11 protein-coding genes are annotated in these 18,643 nt (G+C 62.2%); 9 read left to right on the forward strand and 2 right to left on the reverse strand.

Annotated features, from left to right (window positions below; all coding sequences use genetic code 11):
- The first annotated feature begins 258 nt into the window (after positions 1-258).
- The gene (locus tag SPHINGO391_RS10480; RefSeq protein ID WP_244615163.1) at positions 259-5,718 is read left to right on the forward strand and encodes an alpha-2-macroglobulin family protein; all 5,460 of its coding nucleotides are present in this window, start codon (positions 259-261) and stop codon (positions 5,716-5,718) included.
- Between the two features lie 14 nt (positions 5,719-5,732).
- On the forward strand, positions 5,733-7,826 hold the full coding sequence (pbpC, locus tag SPHINGO391_RS10485; protein ID WP_152011518.1) for a penicillin-binding protein 1C: 2,094 nt from the start codon (positions 5,733-5,735) through the stop codon (positions 7,824-7,826).
- A gap of 22 nt (positions 7,827-7,848) precedes the next feature.
- Here the strand turns inward: pbpC and SPHINGO391_RS10490 are convergent, their stop codons facing one another.
- On the reverse strand, positions 7,849-8,784 hold the full coding sequence (locus SPHINGO391_RS10490; RefSeq protein WP_152008779.1) for a LysR family transcriptional regulator: 936 nt from the start codon (positions 8,782-8,784) through the stop codon (positions 7,849-7,851).
- 163 nt (positions 8,785-8,947) lie between these two features.
- Here SPHINGO391_RS10490 and chvE point away from each other — a divergent pair, with 163 nt between their 5' ends.
- From chvE to SPHINGO391_RS10525, 7 genes are all read left to right on the forward strand, one after another.
- Positions 8,948-10,012 (forward strand): multiple monosaccharide ABC transporter substrate-binding protein, encoded by a 1,065-nt coding sequence (chvE, locus tag SPHINGO391_RS10495; protein WP_152008780.1) that lies wholly within the window; start codon positions 8,948-8,950, stop codon positions 10,010-10,012.
- A 96-nt stretch (positions 10,013-10,108) separates the two neighbouring features.
- Positions 10,109-11,629: a multiple monosaccharide ABC transporter ATP-binding protein gene (gene mmsA, locus SPHINGO391_RS10500; RefSeq protein WP_152008781.1), complete on the forward strand. Its 1,521-nt coding sequence runs from the start codon at positions 10,109-10,111 to the stop codon at positions 11,627-11,629.
- Between the two features lie 4 nt (positions 11,630-11,633).
- The gene (gene mmsB, locus SPHINGO391_RS10505; RefSeq protein ID WP_152008782.1) at positions 11,634-12,857 is read left to right on the forward strand and encodes a multiple monosaccharide ABC transporter permease; all 1,224 of its coding nucleotides are present in this window, start codon (positions 11,634-11,636) and stop codon (positions 12,855-12,857) included.
- Positions 12,858-12,916: 59 nt separating this feature from the next.
- Complete coding sequence (araD, locus tag SPHINGO391_RS10510; RefSeq protein ID WP_152008783.1) at positions 12,917-14,659, forward strand: L-arabinonate dehydratase; 1,743 nt, start codon at positions 12,917-12,919, stop codon at positions 14,657-14,659.
- The gene (locus tag SPHINGO391_RS10515; RefSeq protein WP_210385832.1) at positions 14,656-15,597 is read left to right on the forward strand and encodes a Gfo/Idh/MocA family oxidoreductase; all 942 of its coding nucleotides are present in this window, start codon (positions 14,656-14,658) and stop codon (positions 15,595-15,597) included. The genes araD and SPHINGO391_RS10515 overlap by 4 nt, the downstream gene beginning before the upstream one ends.
- Positions 15,598-15,657: 60 nt before the next feature.
- A complete protein-coding gene (locus SPHINGO391_RS10520; protein WP_152008785.1) occupies positions 15,658-16,575 on the forward strand; it encodes a dihydrodipicolinate synthase family protein in 918 nt (305 codons plus the stop codon).
- 81 nt (positions 16,576-16,656) lie between these two features.
- The gene (locus tag SPHINGO391_RS10525) at positions 16,657-17,277 is read left to right on the forward strand and encodes a glutathione S-transferase (RefSeq protein WP_152008786.1); all 621 of its coding nucleotides are present in this window, start codon (positions 16,657-16,659) and stop codon (positions 17,275-17,277) included.
- 57 nt (positions 17,278-17,334) lie between these two features.
- Here SPHINGO391_RS10525 and SPHINGO391_RS10530 read toward each other — a convergent pair whose 3' ends face one another.
- Positions 17,335-18,594, reverse strand: a complete 1,260-nt coding sequence (locus tag SPHINGO391_RS10530) for an FAD-binding oxidoreductase (protein ID WP_152008787.1) — start codon at positions 18,592-18,594, stop codon at positions 17,335-17,337.
- Positions 18,595-18,643 lie beyond the last annotated feature (49 nt).

Genomic DNA, 18,643 nt, shown 5'->3' on the forward strand with positions numbered 1-18,643 from the left:
AAGGCCCGATGCTCCAGTTCATGGATAGTTCCTAGCTTATTCCTGGGGTGCGTTGCAATATTTCCAATCGATTTAGATGCCGCTTTTGGCCAAGAACGGCAAACACCGGAATCTTCATTGCAAGGCCTTGCCCAGCGCCCTTGTCCGGTCCTACTCTCTTTCTTGAAGATCTGAACCGTCACACGGTCCGATGGATCGGTGCCACCGGGGATCGGATGTTTCGAAATGCCCGATCCGGGTTCGGGCGCGGGAGGTTCCATGTCTGCACTCAACCGCATGCTTGTCTGCACCTTGATTGCGTTGCTTTCCGTGCCGGTGGCGGCACTGTCACAGGACGGACCTCGACGGATCGAAACGACCGAAAATGCCGACTACTTCGGATTTGACCTTCGGACGGTCCAGAATATCGGACTGGACCAGTGCAAGGCCGAATGTCTGACGGACCGGCAGTGCAAGGCTTTTACCTACAACGTCAAAGCCGGATGGTGCTTTCTGAAATCCGACTATAACACGATGAACCCGTTTGCCGGAGCCGTTGCGGGGCGGGTGGTGACCGATGGAGAGCCTGATCTCGGCGCGGCCCCGGATCTGGCATTTGTTCCGGCATCGGTGCTCGACGAGGCGCGGGCTTACCGTGACCGCACACTGGCGCGGTACGGCAATGGCAGCAGCATAGGGGTTGCCGGGCTGGTAAGCCAGGCAGACGCCGCGCTCGCATCCGGCGACATGGATAGTGCAGTGCGCAACTTCGCCATGGCTGCGGCCGCCGCGCCCGAACGCAGCGACCTCTGGGCTGGATTGTCGCGGACCGCACTTGCCTATACGCCACAGGACCAGAACCTGGCGCGCAGCCTTCGTTCGGTTTCGGTCTCCTCGGCAATCATCGCCTACCGGACGTCGCGCACGGTGACGACGCGGGCGGGAGCACTGGCCATTCTTGCCGAAGCGTTCGAGACCACCCAGAACTGGCGTCCCGCGCTCGAAGCCTATCGGGCCAGTCTCGAGCTCAAGGAAGTACCGGCCCTCCGTTCGGCCTATGCGGAGTTGCGGGCAAGCCGCGGTTTTCGCGTCGTTGACAATTCCGTCGACGCGGACAGCGAAACGCCGCGGGTTTGCGTGCAGTTCTCCGAAGACCTGGTAACGAGCCAGGACTATGCCGGCTTTGTCAGTGTTGACGGAACCAGCACCCTCGCAATCGACACCGATACGCGGCAAATCTGCGTGAACGGTCTCTCGCATGGACAGCGTTACCGAGTCGTGCTGCGCCAGGGCCTGCCGTCATCGATAGGGGAAGTGCTTGAGGCACCCGTGGAGCTGTCGGTCTATGTACGGGACCGGGCGCCATCAGCGCGGTTTACCGGATCGAGCTTTGTCCTGCCCGCTAAATCCCGGCTTGGCATACCTCTGGTAACAATCAACGCGCCCTCGGCGGATCTGAAACTGTATCGTGTCGGCGAGCGTGCCCTGTCTCAGATCATCGCCCGTTCCGACTTCCTCAGGCAACTCGACGGCTACTCGCTCGACACGATCACCGAGGATCTGGGGGCCTCGGTATGGGAGGGCACAATCGAGATTGCCGGTGAGGCCAACCGGGAAGTCACAACCAGCATTCCCGTGGACAGCCTGCTGCCCGAACGCAAGCCCGGGGTCTATGTGCTGAGCGCAGTTCCGCTGGGCGACAAGAGCGAGAACTGGGAAGCACGAGCCACCCAGTGGTTCGTGATCTCCGATATCGGCGTCAGCACCTTTGCCGGCGATGACGGGTTGTCGGTGTTCTTGCGGTCGCTGGATTCGGCCAGGCCACTGAATGCTGTCGGGCTCACCCTGCTGGCCCGCAACAACGAGATCCTGGGCGAGGCTGTCACAGATTCAGACGGCCGGGCCACATTCCAGCCCGGGCTCATTCGCGGACAGGCCGGACTGGCACCGGCAGCATTGCTGGCCAGGGGCCCGGACGGCGACTTCGTGTTTCTTGACCTGACCCGCGGCGGCTTTGACCTGTCGGACCGGGGCGTCGCTGGACGCGCCTCTCCCGGCGGGGTCGATGTCATGGCCTGGACCGAACGCGGTATCTACCGTGCCGGTGAGACCGTTCATCTTTCGGCGCTGGCGCGCGATGGCACCGCGAACGCGATCGCAAACCTGCCGCTGACGCTGGTCCTGCAAAGGCCGGACGGTGTGGAAGACCGGCGCATCGTTTCCGACGGTGCGGCCTTGGGCGGGCATGCGCTGGCGCTGGCCCTGCCGGAAAACGCCATGCATGGCGCGTGGCGCGCGGCACTGCATACGGATCCGAAGCGACCGGCCGTGGCGGAAGTGACGTTCCTGGTCGAAGACTTTCAACCGGACCGGATTGAAATCGAACTGGAGGCCGGCGATGCCATCGTCAGCCCGGAAGTCCCGGCTGACATAGAGGTTACAGGCCGCTATCTCTATGGCGCGCCAGCAGAGGGACTGGCAACCGAGGGCGACATCGTCCTGAGCCGGACCAGGTCGCTCGAAGGCTTCGCCGGATTCGAGTTCGGCTTGGCGGACGAGGAATTCGAAAATGCCAGAATTTCTCTCGACAATCTTCCGCCACTCGACCAGCGGGGCGAGGCGACTGTCGGGATCGATCTCGATAACATGCCCGACACGACCCAGTTTCTGACGGCGAATGTGACCATTCGGGCCTCCGAGAGCGGTGGCCGGGCCGTCGAACGCTCGGTCGAACTGAAGGTTGCCGCCGAGGGTCCGCGCATCGGCATCAAGCCGCTGTTCGAAGACCATCAGGTGGCAGAAAACAGTCAGGCAGGCTTCCAGCTGATCGCCGTCGACAGAGCCGGATCGCGTATCGCCATGCAGGGCACATCGTGGTCGCTGGTCAAGGTTGAACGCAATTACCAATGGTACCGGCAGGGCAGTTCCTGGAATTACGAGGTGGTCGACTTCACCACAGAGATTGCCGACGGGGTGATCGATATTGCAAGCGACAGCATCGCATCGATCGCGGAGGTGGTCGACTGGGGCCGCTACCGGCTTGACGTGACAGGCGCCGACGGGGCTGAAAGCAGCGTTCTGTTCGATGCCGGCTGGTACGTCGAGGCCAAATCGATCGAGACCCCCGAAGGTCTGGAGATCGCTCTCGACAAGGACAGCTACGAGGTAGGGGAAACCGCGCGATTGAGGATATCGCCCCGCTTTGCCGGCGAGGTTCTGGTAACCGTCGGCACCGAGCGGCTGATTGAGACCGTGACCGCTTCGGTCGGCATGGAAGGTACGACCATAGATCTGCCGGTAACCGAGGAATGGGGCGCCGGCGCTTATGTGACCGCAACGCTCTACCGGCCAACCGATGCACAGTCACGCATGCCGATGCGCGCAATCGGGGTCAAGTGGCTGGCGGTCGAGCCGGGCAGCCGGAAGCTGGATGTCGCACTCGACCTTCCCGATCAGGCAAAACCGCGTGGCGCCTTCACGGTTCCGGTCACGCTCGCCGGGCTGACACCGGGGGAAGAGGCTTTCGTCAGCGTATCCGCGGTTGATGTGGGTATCCTCAACCTGACCCGGCACGAGGTTGCCGACCCTGAAGCCTGGTATTTCGGGCAGCGGGCGCTGGGACTTGAAATCCGTGATCTCTATGGCCGCCTCATTGACGGATCGGCCGGCATCACTGGACGGATCCGTTCGGGTGGTGACGGGGCGATGATGCGCTCGGAGGGCAGTCCGCCGCGCGAGAAGCTGGTCGCCTTCTACGAAGGCCCGGTCCAGGTCGGACGGGACGGGACCGCAATCGTGAGTTTCGACATGCCGCAATTCAACGGCACGGTCCGGGTTAATGCCGTGGCTTGGAGTGCAGGCGCCGTGGGGCACGCGACGCGCGACGTGATCGTGCGCGATCCGGTGGTCATCAGCGCGAGCCTGCCGCAGTTCCTTGCGCCCGGTGACCGGTCGCAGATCCTGGTCGAACTGGCCAACACGGACGGTCCAGAGGGTGACTACGCGGTCGAGCTGTTCACCGCATCGGGAAGGGTTCAGGGCGGCAGCGGGCTGCGTCAGACACTTTCTCTGCCGTCCGGCGCGCGCGCCAGCCTGGTAATGCCGCTGGAGGGGCTTCAGAGCGGCGCCGATACGCTGACAATCGCGTTGACGGGACCTGACGGGCTATCGCTTGACCGCGAGGAGACGATCACTGTCAGACCTGCGGCGATGCCTGTGACCACCAAGCGCGTGATCAGTCTTGCCGGTGGCGGCGGCACCTTGCGGATCGACGGTGAGCTGCTGGCTGACAGCCTGCTTGATGGCGCCTCCGTCACTGTGGGAGTGACCCGCAACGCAGCCTTTGATGTGGCATCGCTGCTGATGGCGCTTGACCGCTATCCTTATGGATGTGCCGAGCAGACCACCAGCCGGGCATTGCCGCTATTGTATCTGAGCGAACTCGGCGATGGCGCCAGCGGCGATGAGGCGGACACCATCCGCAAACGGGTCAACGATGCGATCACCCGGCTTGTCGCCTATCAGTCCGCCTCGGGCAGTTTTGGTCTTTGGGGACCGGGATCGGGCGATCTCTGGCTTGACGCCTATGTCACCGATTTTCTCACCCGCGCGATGGAGAAGGGGTTTTCGGTGCCACCGGTGGCGAGCCGCATGGCACTCGACAATTTGCAGAACACCCTGGCCTATACAACCGATGTGAGCTCGGAGGGGAGCGCCATTGCCTATGCGCTCTATGTGCTGGCACGCAACCGCAAGGCGGCGGCCACCGATCTTCGGTACTACTCCGACAGCCAGATCGACGCCTTCGCCCAGCCGCTTGCCCGGGCACAGATCGGCGCAGCGCTTTCGCTTTACGGCGATCCGCAGCGGGCGGCCGAAAGCTTCCGTTCGGCATTTGAACATGCGCGCTCGACAGCAACCCTCGTGGGTGCGCGCAACGATTATGGTTCGGCCTTGCGCGACGGTGCGGCGATGCTGGCACTGGCGGCAGAATCGACCCCGACCCCGGGCATTGTTCCCGAACTGGTCCGCTTTGTCGGCGAGGCCAAGTCAGCGCGGCAATCAACCAGCACGCAGGAAGATGCCTGGATGGTGCTTGCCGCCCGAGCAATTGCGGCGGGCAACAGGTCGATCTCGGTCAATGTCAACGGACAAGCTTTTGCCGGCGCCTATGAGACGCGGCTGAGCGGCGAGACCATCCGCGACAACCCGCTGACCATCGTCAACCAGGGCGCTGATCCAGTGGATGCAGTTGTGACCACGATTGCAGCACCCTCCCAACCACTGAGCGCCGGCGGAACCGGGTTCCTGATCAACAGGAGTTACTACACGCTGGATGGACAGCCGGCCTCGATATCCTCGGTGCAGCAGAACGAGCGCTTTCTGGTGGTGCTGCAGATGCGTGAGGCCAACGCCTGGCCGTCGCGTGTGGTGGTCACCGATCTGCTGCCTGCCGGGCTTGTCATCGACAATCCACGGCTTGTCGGCAGCGCCGAACTGGGCAATTTCCCGTGGCTGGGCGAGGTTTCGGCGAGCCATTCAGAGTTCCGCAGCGACCGGTTCATGGCAGCATTCGACCGCGGCGCCACCTCGAACAGGGATTTTGTGGCTGCCTATGTGGTCCGCGCCGTAACGCCCGGCATCTACAATCATCCTGCCGCGGTGGTGGAAGACATGTACCGGCCCGAACTCGCGGCGCGGACGGCGACCGGCTTCATGGAAGTACTCGGATCGCCATGAAGTCCGCGGCCGGCATGCGCCCATGGCGGCGGGCAGCCACCGTGCTGGTCGCCCTGATGCTCCTGACCGGTTTTACCGCCCTGATGCTTGACCGGCTGGATCGGGCCTTTCCGCCACCTCTGGATCAGGCCGCCGATGTTTCGCGGGAGGTTCTTGACCGGAATGGCAAGCTGTTGCGCGCCTATACAACCGAAGGGGGCGTCTGGCGGCTTCCGGTGCCGCTCGATGCGGTGGATCCCGACTACATCGACATGCTGATTGCCTATGAGGATCGCAGGTTTCGCAGCCATCCTGGCATTGACCCTGTGGCGCTGATGCGGGCCGCAGTTCAACTGGTTCTCAATGGCGGGCGCATTGTTTCGGGCGGATCGACCATCACCATGCAGCTCGCCCGGCTGGTCGAGCCGCGCGGCGAACGCTCGGTGATCGCCAAACTACGGCAGATGGCGAGGGCCTTGCAGATCGAGCGGCGGATGAGCAAGGACGAGATCCTCTCGCTCTATCTGACGCTTGCCCCCTATGGCGGCAATCTCGAGGGGGTCAGGGCCGCAAGCCTCGCCTGGTTCGGGCGCGAGCCGAAGAAACTGACGCTGTCGCAATCGGCGCTGCTTGTTGCCCTGCCGCAATCGCCCGAATCAAGGCGTCCGGACCGTCACCAGGCGCAGGCGCGGCTGGCGCGAAACCGGGTCCTCTCCCGAATGAGTGCAGCCGGGCTGATCCCCGAAAGCGAAATCATGCGGGCCTCGGGGACGAAGATCCCGGACCGCCGCATGACGATGCCGGACCTGGCCGCGCACACGGCAGACCTCGCGATCCGGACACGACCCGATGCCAATGTGATTGCGCTGACGCTCGATGGCGCGGTTCAGGAACGGCTTGAATTGCTTGCGACCGAGACCGCAGGCAGGCTTGGCCCCAGGCAGTCGCTCGCCATGGTGCTGGCCGATGCCGCAACCGGCGAGATCCTGGCGAGCGTCGGTTCCACCGGCCACCTCGATACGGGCCGCACCGGCGCCATAGACATGACCCGCGCCATACGTTCGCCCGGCTCGACGCTGAAGCCGTTCATCTACGGGCTGGCCTTCGAGGATGCGCTGATCGCGCCGGAGACAATGATTGACGACACGCCGGCGGATTTTTCCGGATACCGGCCGCGCAATTTCGATCGCGGTTACATGGGTGAAGTCAGCATTCGCGAGGCGCTTCAGTTTTCGTTGAATGTTCCTGCCGTGCGTTTGCTTGAAGCGGTGGGTCCGCAACGGCTGCTGTCCCGGTTCAGGCGCGGCGGGATTCAACTGGAACTGCCGCCCGGCGGCACACCAGGGCTGGCGATCGGTCTGGGTGGAGCCGGGATAAGCCTTCGCGATCTGGTCCAGCTCTACAGCGCTTTTGCCAACAACGGCACAGCACGGATGTTGCGGGATGGCACGGAAGGCACCCCCCAAAATCTTTTCGATCAGCCGGTGATTGCGGCGGACGCCGCGTGGCGCGTCGCCGAGATCCTGTCCGGTGTCACCGCGCCGCAGGGCGCACCTCGCATTGCCATAGCTTACAAGACCGGAACGTCCTACGGCTATCGCGATGCCTGGGCAGTGGGCTTCGACGGGCGCCATGTGCTCGGAGTCTGGGTCGGGCGAGCCGATGCCGCGCCGGTCCCAGGTCTTTCGGGGATCGAGACCGCGGCGCCGCTGCTTTTCGAGGCCTTTGTGCGGAGCGGGCTGGACCGGGTGGACTTTCCGGAAGCCCCGCGCGGACTCGTGGCGCGGGGACGCGACAGCCTGCCGTATGCGCTGAAGAAGTTCCGCAGCACCGATAAGGTAGCGAATGTGTCCGCCGGTGGGACTTTGCCGCCACAGATCGTCTATCCGCCGCAGGGAGCGCGCGTGGCGCTCGGTTCAGGCGGGGCGGGGCCACTGATGCCGCTGGTCATCAAGCTGCAGGGCGGGTCGGGGCCCTACCGGTTGATCGCCAATGGCGAGGCGCTGCCGAAGTCCACACGGCGCCGCGTGCTGAACTGGACCCCTGACAGTCCGGGAGCATCGACGCTGACGGTGATGGATGCAAAGGGCAGGGCGGCAAGCGTCAGCGTGTTCATCGACGCACGTTGATCCGCCGGACGGCATTTCAGGGTTAAGCTGCCGGGGTGTTCATTGCGGCAAAGACAAGTTCGCGCAGGCGCGTTGCGACCGCGCTGATGATGACGTTCTTGCGGGAGATGAGATAGTAGGGACTGACCAGGATCTGCTCCTGGGGGCCGACAATAGCCAGACCGCCTGCGAGCTTGTTTGCGACAAACAGATCCGCCACCGGTCTCGGTGTCGGCGCCAGCGCGTCGGATGAAGCGAGATAGGAAATCATCACCAGCATGGATGTGGTGTTGACGATGTCGACAGGCAGATCGACGCCCGCGGAGACGAAAACCGATTCAACCGCCTGGCGCAGCGGTGTCTGCGGAGCCTGGACGACCCACTCATAGGCAGCGAGTTCCTCGAGCGGTGCCGTCGGGTTCTGCGCAAGCGGGTGGCCGGCCCGGGTCATGAAACAGATATCCTCGTGCCTACCCGGACGCACCTCGAGCTGGCGCTTGTCATAACTCGGCGGTATCCGCGAGAGAACAAAATCATATTCACCGCGGAACAGGCCTTCGACGAGCGCGTCACTGGGGGCGACATCGACGTGGATGTCGGCTCCGGTGGCCGTCTTCTTGAGCTGCTGGATAGCCGGCACCACAAAGGCAACCGCGCCATCGGTAACCGAGCCGACCCGCGCCGTGCCTGCCAGGCCCTCGCTCACGGACGATATCTCCCTGAGCGTCCGGTCAAGGCCGTTGAGCAGGTTGTGGCCGTTGCGGATCAGGGTCTCGCCAACCGGCGTAGGTGTCATGCCCTTGGGATGACGCAGGAATACCGGACCACCGACCGCGCGCTCAATGTGCGCAAGCATGCGGGATGCGGCGGGCTGCGAAAGAGCCAGCTGCTCGGCCGCAAGACCAAGCTGGCCGGTTTCGTGGATCGCCTGGATCAGGCGGAAGTCCTTGAGTTGCAGGTTGCGGGAGGAAGGTGCCATCTTCTGCTTATCAATTTTGGTATGCAGAATGTCAATCTATTCATTTGAAATGCATGATGAAGTCCCGCTACCCTGCGCCCGGGTTCAAATGGATCCTTATGGTCGGCAGGGTCGGACTTCCGAGGAGGAGGGCCGCTGCATGGCATTGTCTCGGGAGGACTTTATGAAGAAGCTTACATCTATTCTGGCGACAGTAGCGCTTGGCGTCGGTCTAATTTCGACGCCTGTTATCGCCCAGGACAAGGGCACCGTCGGTATCGCCATGCCGACCAAATCATCCGCGCGCTGGATCTCCGACGGAAACTCGATGGTCGAGCAGTTTACCGCCGCCGGCTACGCCACCGACCTGCAGTATGCAGAGGATGACATTCCCAACCAGCTGGCGCAGATCGAGAACATGATCACCAAGGGTGTCGATGTTCTGGTGATTGCCGCCATTGACGGTACCACGCTGTCGAATGCGCTCGAAAATGCCGCCGCATCGGGCATCAAGGTGATTGCCTATGACCGGCTGATCCGCGAAAGCGGCAATGTCGACTATTATGCCACCTTCGATAACTTCAAGGTCGGCGTGCAGCAGGCCAGTTCGCTGGTTGACGGCTTGAAGGCCCGCTTTGGCGAAGGCCCCTACAATGTCGAATTGTTCGGTGGCTCGCCGGACGACAACAATGCCTTCTTTTTCTACAACGGCGCGATGAGCGTTCTGCAGCCGCTGATCGATTCCGGCAACGTGGTCATCGTCTCCGGCCAGATGGGCATGGACAAGGTCGGCACGCTTCGCTGGGATGGCGCGGTGGCGCAGGCCCGCATGGACAATCTTCTGTCCGCGCACTACACCGACATGCCTGTTCATGGCGTGCTCTCACCCTATGACGGCCTTTCGATCGGTATCCTGTCCTCGCTCAAGGGCGTTGGCTACGGTTCCGGCGACCTCAAAATGCCGATCGTGACCGGCCAGGATGCCGAGGTGCCGTCGGTCAAGTCGATCCTGGCGGACGAGCAGTATTCGACCGTGTTCAAGGACACCCGCGAGCTTGCCCGCGTTACCGTGGGCATGGTCGAAGCGCTGCTGCAGGGCGGCACTCCGGAAATCAACGACACCTCGACCTATGACAACGGCGTCAAGGTCGTTGAATCCTACCTTCTGGAGCCGGTTTCGGTCGACAAGTCGAACTGGGAGGAGATCCTCATCGGTTCTGGCTACTACACGATGGATCAGATCAAGTAGGCTGTCCCAAGCAGCCGGCATGCCGTCCGGGCCGCGCCTGTTTCCGCGCGCGGCCCGGGCTCTGACCTCCAATTCCATCGATACCGAGACCGAGCCATGAAACCGCTTCTGGAGATGCGCTCCATTACCAAGACCTTCCCGGGCGTCAAGGCTCTCAACGAGGTCAACCTGACCGTGATGAAAGGCGAGATCCATGCGCTGGTGGGCGAAAACGGAGCGGGCAAATCGACACTGATGAAGGTTCTCTCGGGTGTCTATCCGGCCGGAACCTACGAAGGCGAGATCCATTACGACGGCGCTCTTGCTCAGTTCTCCGGAATCTCGCAGAGCGAAGGCGTCGGCATCATCATCATCCACCAGGAGCTGGCACTGGTTCCGCTGCTGTCGATTGCCGAGAACCTGTTCATCGGCAATGAATGCGCGACCAGGGGCATCGTCGACTGGCACGAGACGTTCCAGCGCACCGAGGCGCTGTTGAAAAAGGTGGGACTCTCGGAAGCGCCCGGCACGCTCGTCGACCGCATCGGCGTTGGCAAACAGCAGCTCGTCGAAATCGCCAAGGCGCTGTCCAAGGATGTAAGGCTGCTGATCCTGGACGAACCGACGTCTGCGCTCTCCGAGAAGGACAGCCAGGCGCTGCTCGACCTGCTTCTCGAACTCAAGCAGCAGGGCGTGACATCGATCATCATCAGCCACAAGCTCAACGAGGTGAGAAGCATCGCCGACCGGGTGACCGTGATCCGCGACGGCGCAACCATATCGACCCTTGATGCCGACAGCGACGAGATCACCGAGGACCGGATCATTCGCGACATGGTCGGGCGCGACATGGCGCAACGGTTTCCGGAGCGAGAAAGCAATCCCGGCGAGATGCTGATGGAAGTGCGCAACTGGAATGTCTGGCACCCGGAACACACCGAACGGCAGGTCATCCGTGACGCCTGTTTCAACGTCCGGGCCGGAGAGGTGGTCGGCATTGCCGGGCTGATGGGCTCAGGCCGCACCGAACTGGCGATGAGCATCTTCGGCAAGAGCTACGGGCGGCGGATCTCGGGCGAAGTGCTGGTTGATGGGGCGCCGGCGGATGTCTCCACCGTCGATCGCTCGATTTCCGCGGGCCTTGCCTATGTGACCGAGGACCGCAAGCATCTCGGCCTCATTCTCGACGAAACCATTCAGCGCAACATCACGCTCGCCAACCTTTCGGAAGTGGCGTCGCTCGGGGTGATTTCGGAAGCCCAGGAAATCAATGTCGCGGAAGGCTTTCGCAAGGCGATCAACATACGCACGCCGGGCGTGTTCCAGAAGGTCGGAAACCTGTCGGGGGGCAACCAGCAGAAGGTGGTGCTGTCCAAGTGGCTATTTGCCAATCCCAAGGTGCTTATCCTGGACGAGCCGACACGCGGTATTGATGTCGGCGCGAAGTACGAGATCTACGGCATCATCAACAAGCTCGTCGCCGACGGCAAGGGCGTGCTGATGATTTCGTCTGAAATGCCCGAGCTGTTGGGCATGTGTGACAGAATCTATGTGATGAATGAAGGCGCCCTCGTGGGCGAGCTGACCGCCGCGGAAGCGAGCCAGGAACGCATCATGTCCTTCATCGTGAGGAGTTGAGACAATGGCGAGCGAAGCCGCTGATACCCAGGACAACCAGCAAGGCCGGTCGGCCGGGCAATACCTCGCCAATCACCTGCGCGACTACGGCATGGTGCTGGCGCTGATCGCCATCATGGCGTTCTTTCAGGTGATGACCGACGGCACATTGCTCAGACCGGTCAACATCACCAACCTGTTCCTGCAGAACAGTTACATCATCATCATGGCTCTGGGCATGCTGCTGGTGATCGTCGCCGGCCATATCGACCTTTCCGTAGGGTCGGTGGTTGGCTTTGTCGGGGCACTGGCGGCAGTGATGATGGTCAACTGGGAATGGTCGATCTACCTGACCATTCCCGCCTGCCTGATGGTCGGCATCCTGATCGGGGCGGCGCAGGGCTACTGGATCGCCTATTGGCGCATTCCCTCCTTCATCGTGACGCTTGCCGGCATGCTGGTGTTCCGCGGGGCGTCGCTGTGGTTGCTCGAAGGGCAATCGGTGGGGCCGTTTCCGCGACAGTTCCAGGCGCTTTCCACCGGATTCATTCCCGATCTTCTGCCTTTCGTCAAAACCATCTTCGGTGTCGAACGCATGAACGGGTTCGCGGTCGTCACCGGTCTGGTGATCGCCGGCCTGATCGTCTGGCTCGGCTTGCGGGCCCGGGCCCGCAACCGCGCCTACGGCATGGCTGCCGAACCCATGAGCTTCTTCATCCTCAGAAACCTGCTGGTGGCGGGGGCGATTGTCTTCGTGTCCTACAAGCTTGCCACCTTCCGCGGCCTTCCGAACGTGCTCATCACCATGGGCTTGCTGACCATCATTTATGCATTCGTGACGGAATCGACGGTTCTCGGCCGTCGCATCTACGCTCTCGGCGGCAACGAAAAGGCAGCCAAGCTGTCGGGGATCCGCACAGAGCGGCTGACCTTCCTGACCTTTGTCAACATGGGCATGCTGGCGGCGCTCGCGGGACTTATCTTTGCCGCCCGGCTCAACACCGCGACGCCGAAGGCCGGCGTCTCGTTCGAGCTTGACGTGATCGCAGCCGTGTTCATCGGCGGCGCGTCGATGTCGGGCGGTGTCGGCAAGATCGTCGGCGCCGTCGTCGGCGCCTTCATCATGGGCGTGATGAACAACGGCATGTCGATCATGGGCATCGGCATCGACTACCAGCAGGTGATCAAGGGCCTGGTGCTGCTCGCGGCCGTCATTTTCGATGTCTACAACAAGAACAAACAAAGCTGATCCGAAAGGAAGACACCGCTCGCGGCCACACTGACGGCTGCCGCGGTTCTGGAAACACGATGACATTCAAACCAGCACATTGGCCGCGAAGGCTGCGCTCCCAGGAATGGTTCGGCGGAACCGGCCGCGACCAGATCTATCACCGGGGATGGATGAAGAACCAGGGCTTTCCCCATGACATGTTCGATGGCCGGCCGGTGATCGGCATCCTCAACACCTGGTCGGAACTCACGCCGTGCAACGCGCATCTGCGCGATCTTGCCGAACGGGTGAAACATGGTGTGCTGGAAGCCGGCGGTTTTCCGGTGGAGGTTCCGGTGTTCTCCGCCTCAGAGAGCTCGTTCCGCCCGACCGCGATGATGTTCCGCAACCTTGCGGCGTTGGCGGTGGAGGAAACCATTCGCGGCCAGCCGATGGATGGGGTGGTGCTTCTGGTCGGCTGCGACAAGACAACGCCAAGCCTCCTGATGGGAGCCGCGTCGACCGATCTGCCGTCGATCGTCGTGACCGGCGGGCCAATGCTCAATGGCTATTTCCGCGGCGAGCGGGTTGGCTCTGGTACCCATCTGTGGAAGTTTTCGGAAGCCGTGAAGGCCGGCGAAATGTCGCCGGAAGATTTTCTCGAAGCCGAGGCCTCGATGTCGCGCTCGCCGGGCTCCTGCAACACCATGGGAACTGCATCTACCATGGCCTCAATGGCCGAGGCGCTTGGCATGGCGCTTTCGGGCAACGCGGCGATCCCCGCGGTCGACAGCCGCCGGCGGGTGATGGCGCAGATGTCGGGCCGCCGCATCGTCGACATGGTCAAGGATGACCTCAAGCCGTCCGACGTGATGACCAAGCAGGCGTTTGAAAACGCCATCCGGACCAACGGCGCCATCGGCGGTTCAACCAATGCCGTCATCCACATGCTGGCGATTGCCGGCCGGGTCGGCGTCGATCTGACGCTGGATGACTGGGACCGGTGCGGACGTGATGTGGCGACGATCGTCAATCTGATGCCGTCGGGCAAGTATCTGATGGAAGAGTTCTTCTATGCCGGCGGCCTGCCGGTGGTGCTCAAGCGCCTGGGTGAGGCGGGTCTACTCAACAAGCATGCGATGACGGTCAGCGGAACCGCGATCTGGGACGAGGTCAAGGATGCGGTCAACCACAACGAGGAGGTGATCCTGCCGGTCGAGAAGGCGCTGACGGCGCAGGGCGGGATTGCCGTTCTCAAAGGCAACCTTGCGCCGCGTGGCGCCGTGATCAAGCCGTCTGCCGCATCGCCGCATCTGCTCAAGCACCGCGGCCGCGCGGTGGTGTTCGAGGACATCGACGACTACAAGGCCAAGATCAACGATGACGCGCTCGACATCGACGAGACCTGCGTGATGGTGTTGAAGAATTGCGGACCGAAGGGATATCCGGGCATGGCCGAAGTCGGCAACATGGGACTGCCGCCGAAGATTCTGAAGAAGGGGATCACCGACATGGTCCGGATTTCGGATGCGCGAATGTCGGGCACCGCCTATGGCACAGTGATCCTGCACACATCCCCGGAAGCGGCGGATGGCGGGCCGCTGGCGGTTGTGCAAAATGGGGACATGATCGAACTGGATGTTTCTGCGCGCAGCATCCGGCTCGACATATCCGACCAGGAACTGGCGACACGGCTCGGTAAATGGAAACCGGGCGAGACCAAGCCAGTCTCAGGCTACGCCTGGCTGCACCACACCCATATCGGCGGCGCCGACACTGGCGCGGATCTCGATTTTCTCGTCGGATGCAGAGGTTCACCAGTCGGAAGGGATTCACACTGATGCCATTCAAGATTGCCCTGGCGGGAATAGGCAAGATCGCCCGCGACCAGCATGTGCCGGCGCTCGCGGCGTCAGCGGACTGGGAACTGGCCGCAACCGTCTCGCGGCATGGAACGGTTGAAGGGGTCGAAGCCTTCGATGATTTCGACACGATGCTTCAGGCACGGCCGGACATCACCGTGGTGTCACTATGCATGCCGCCGGTGCCGCGGTTCGACTATGCGAAAGCCGCGATACGCGCAGGGCGTCACGTGATGCTCGAAAAGCCACCCGGCGCAACGCTGTCCGAGTGCCATGCGCTCGAGGCACTGGCACGCAAAGCCGGCGTCTCGATCTATGCGAGCTGGCATTCGCGGGAAGCGGCCATGGTAGCGCCGGCAAAAGCCTGGCTGGCCGGCAAGAGGCTCAAGAGTCTCGTGGTGACCTGGAAGGAAGACGTGCGCAAATGGCATCCCGGCCAGACCTGGATCTGGCAGGCGGGCGGGCTCGGGGTCTTCGATCCGGGTATCAATGCACTCTCGATCGTTACGGAAATTCTTGCTGATCCCATCCATGTCTCCGCATCTGAACTGCTGGTTCCGGAGAACTGTGAAACGCCGATCGCGGCAAATCTTCGCTTTAGCCACCCGCACGGAGCAGAGGTTTCCGCCGAACTCGACTTCCGCAAGGAAGGCGACCAGTTCTGGAACATTGCGATTGAAACCGATCAGGGCAGCCTGGTGCTGTCGGAAGGCGGGGCGACGCTATCCATCAACGGCGTGGTTCAAAGCGCAGCTACCCACGACAACGCGCTTCAGGGGGAGTATCCGCGGCTCTATGCCCGGATGGCAAGGCTGGTGCGGGCAGGGGCGATCGACATGGATCTGGCGCCGATGGCGCATGTGGCCGATGCGTTTCTGCTCGGCAAGCGGATCACCGTCGAAGCGTTTGTCGAGTGAGCCTGCCAAGGATCGCTGCCCGCCAGTTCGCCCGATGCCAATTCCCGAAAGGACTATGAGATGAAGCAACCGCTCGCCAACATTCTCCCCGTGGCTCCAACACCGTTTCATCCCGACGGGCGCGTGGACGAGGACGGCATGCGCCGGGTGATCGACTGCATGATCGATCAGGGGGTGGATGCGATCTGCATTCTGGCGAACTATTCCGAGCAGTTCCTGCTGTCGGATGACGAGCGCAGCCTTTTGATGCGGTTGAGCCTGGAGCATGCGGACGGACGGGTGCCGGTGATCGTCACTACGAGCCATTTCTCAACCGGGATCGCGATGGAGCGCGCGCAGGCGGCGCAATCGATGGGCGCATTGATGATCATGATGATGCCGCCCTATCACGGATCGGGACTCTACCCGGCAGCACAGGGAATCTTCGAGCATTTCGAAGCCGTCAGCAACGCGATCTCGATCCCGATCATGGTGCAGGACGCACCGCTGTCGGGCGTGACGATGCCGGTCGATCTGCTGGCGCGGCTCGCCCGCGAGCTTGAAAACGTGTCCTACTTCAAGATCGAGTGCCCTTTTGCCGCCGACAAGCTTGCGGCACTGATCGAGGCTGCCGGCGCGTACATCGAAGGGCCGTTCGACGGGGAAGAGGCGGTGACGCTGCTCGCCGACCTCGACGCCGGGGCAACCGGCACCATGACCTCCGCCATGTTTCCCGAACTGATCCGGCCGATCGTCACCGAGTACCGGGGCGGCAACAAGGATGCGGCGCTTGCCCAATGGCAGAAATGCCTGCCGCTGATCAATCACGAGAATCGCCAATGCGGATTGCGTGCGGCCAAGGTGGTGTTCAAGGAAGGCGGGGTGATCGGCAGCGACCATGTACGCCACCCGCTCAAGCCGATGTCGGAACGCACCCGGACACGCCTGCTCGAACTTGCCAGGGATCTCGATGTGATGGCGTTGAGGTGGGGCAAATAGCCTTTGCTGGAGCCGGAGGTGACCGGATGGCAACGCCGCCGCATTTGAAATCCGGGCCGAGTTTGCTACAGCAGGAGCGTGATGACGCCCGTTCTTTACTCCTTTCGCCGCTGCCCCTACGCGATCCGCGCCCGTCTAGCCATCTTGTCGGCGGGGCTTGAGGTCGAATTGCGCGAAGTCGTGTTGCGGGACAAACCGTCTGCCTTTCTGGAAGCCTCTCCGAGCGGAACGGTTCCCTGTCTTGTCAACGCCGGTGAGGTGATAGACGAGAGCCTGGACGTGATGATCTGGGCCCTGAAACAACATGATCCCGAAGGCTGGCTGTCGATGCCGCAAGCGGGTTACGGGCTGATTGCCGAGGTGGACGGCCCCTTCAAGCACGCACTCGACCGGACCAAGTATGCCGACCGCTATCCGGGCACTGACCCGGAGCAGCAGCGCAGCGTGGCCGCCGGTTTCCTGAACCAACTCGACGCCACGATCGACCACTGGATCTTCGACGGCCCGAGCCTTGCCGATTTCGCCATCCTGCCCTTTGTCCGCCAGTTCGCCTTCATCGACAAGGACTGGTTCGATTCACAGTCCTGGCCAAGTCTGCAGGCCTGGCTCGAGCGGTTTCTGGCGTCCGAACGGTTCGCACAGATCATGGAGAAGTATCCGCAATGGCAGGAGGGCGATCGCCCGATCGTGCTTGGCCGGTGAAAACCTGATTGACCGCTGCCAGAAGGGGCCGCGAAAGCGGCTGTTCCCTTGCTCCGGTCACCTTTCCGGGAAGCTGAACAGCTCTGCATCCCGATCCTTGCTTCCATTGATTTCGCCCCTGATGATTTCGGCGGCGAACTTGGAGAAGGTGATGCCGTTTCCGCCGAATCCCATCACCGCATAGACGTTTTCAAGACCTGGAACCGCGCCGATGAACGGCAACCCCGTACTCGTATTGCCGAACGGTGAGGCCCACCGGCTGTGAGGCGGATAAAGACGGATCCCGAGCAGGGCTTCGGTCTTGGCGATGATCGTCTGGGTGTTGACGGTCAGCTTGACCGGGTCGTCAAAGGCATCGGCGCTGTCCTCATCCTCGCCGCCGGCGATGATGCTGCCGTCTGCGGCCATGCGGAGATAGAGATAGGGGTCACTGGCCTCCCAGACGAGGTGGTTCTCCAGCCAGCCTGGCACAGAGCCTCGCGGCCTTGCAGCAATCGCCCAGGTCGAGATAACCGAATGTTTCCTGCTTTCGAGCCGTTTGAGGAACTCGTAGCCACTGCAGAACACCACATGCCTGGCGGTAATCAGCCGGCCATCACTGGTCGCGCAGGCAACCCGGTCCCCAGAGGACTGCACATCGGTCACCTCAACCGCACTTGCCAGTTTCAGTCCCCGTGCCTGGGCGATCCTGATCAGCCCAGCCGTCAGTTGGGCCGGGTTTGCCGATGCGGAATCGCTCGAGACGATCGATGCCGGACGATCTATGGCAAATTCCTTCGCGGTTGTATCCCGGTCGAGATATCTGGCCTCGATCCCCGCTTTCTCTCTCAACCCGGCCTCGGTCCGGAGCGCCCGTGATCCAAATTCGTTTCCCGCAAGATACAGCGTGCGCTTGGCCTGCATCGAGCAATCAATCTCGAGGCTGTGGACAAGATCGACCAACGAAGTGACGGCGTCGCGAGAGCGTCTCCATGCACGGATGGCGCTGTCTTCACCGATCTTCCGCGCCAGTTGATGAAGCGGGATATCTATCTCGTGCTGGATCATTGCCGTGCTGTCGAGGCTGCTGCCGCGCACAGGCTTGCGCCTGTCGACCATCATCACATCCCGCGTGCCGTCACACAAATGTTCCGCCACAAGGGCGCCGCTGATGCCGCTGCCGATGATGAGCACATCGCAGGACCCGACTGGCGGCTTTTGATGGTGTCGAACCGAAATTCGCGGTGTCTTCGCCCAGAACGATTTGTTTTCATGGAGTTTTTTCTTCTCCACCAGTGACTTTCTGGCTTCTCTTTCACCGTGGCGATCAAAAGTCATGTGGAATCCTCAACAGGTTGGCTCTGCACAACGGCGGGCGCGATGGATC

Source organism: Hoeflea sp. EC-HK425, assembly GCF_902498795.1.
Classification (GTDB): Bacteria; Pseudomonadota; Alphaproteobacteria; order Rhizobiales; family Rhizobiaceae; genus Hoeflea; species Hoeflea alexandrii.

Bases quoted from the DNA above. Each gene is read 5' to 3' on its own strand.
- SPHINGO391_RS10480 (WP_244615163.1), top strand. From the start codon at position 259: ATGTCTGCACTCAACCGCATGCTTGTCTGCACCTTGATTGCGTTGCTT.
- pbpC (WP_152011518.1), top strand. From the start codon at position 5,733: ATGCGCCCATGGCGGCGGGCAGCCACCGTGCTGGTCGCCCTGATGCTC.
- SPHINGO391_RS10490 (WP_152008779.1), bottom strand. From the start codon at position 8,784: ATGGCACCTTCCTCCCGCAACCTGCAACTCAAGGACTTCCGCCTGATC.
- chvE (WP_152008780.1), top strand. From the start codon at position 8,948: ATGAAGAAGCTTACATCTATTCTGGCGACAGTAGCGCTTGGCGTCGGT.
- mmsA (WP_152008781.1), top strand. From the start codon at position 10,109: ATGAAACCGCTTCTGGAGATGCGCTCCATTACCAAGACCTTCCCGGGC.
- mmsB (WP_152008782.1), top strand. From the start codon at position 11,634: ATGGCGAGCGAAGCCGCTGATACCCAGGACAACCAGCAAGGCCGGTCG.
- araD (WP_152008783.1), top strand. From the start codon at position 12,917: ATGACATTCAAACCAGCACATTGGCCGCGAAGGCTGCGCTCCCAGGAA.
- SPHINGO391_RS10520 (WP_152008785.1), top strand. From the start codon at position 15,658: ATGAAGCAACCGCTCGCCAACATTCTCCCCGTGGCTCCAACACCGTTT.
- SPHINGO391_RS10525 (WP_152008786.1), top strand. From the start codon at position 16,657: ATGACGCCCGTTCTTTACTCCTTTCGCCGCTGCCCCTACGCGATCCGC.
- SPHINGO391_RS10530 (WP_152008787.1), bottom strand. From the start codon at position 18,594: ATGACTTTTGATCGCCACGGTGAAAGAGAAGCCAGAAAGTCACTGGTG.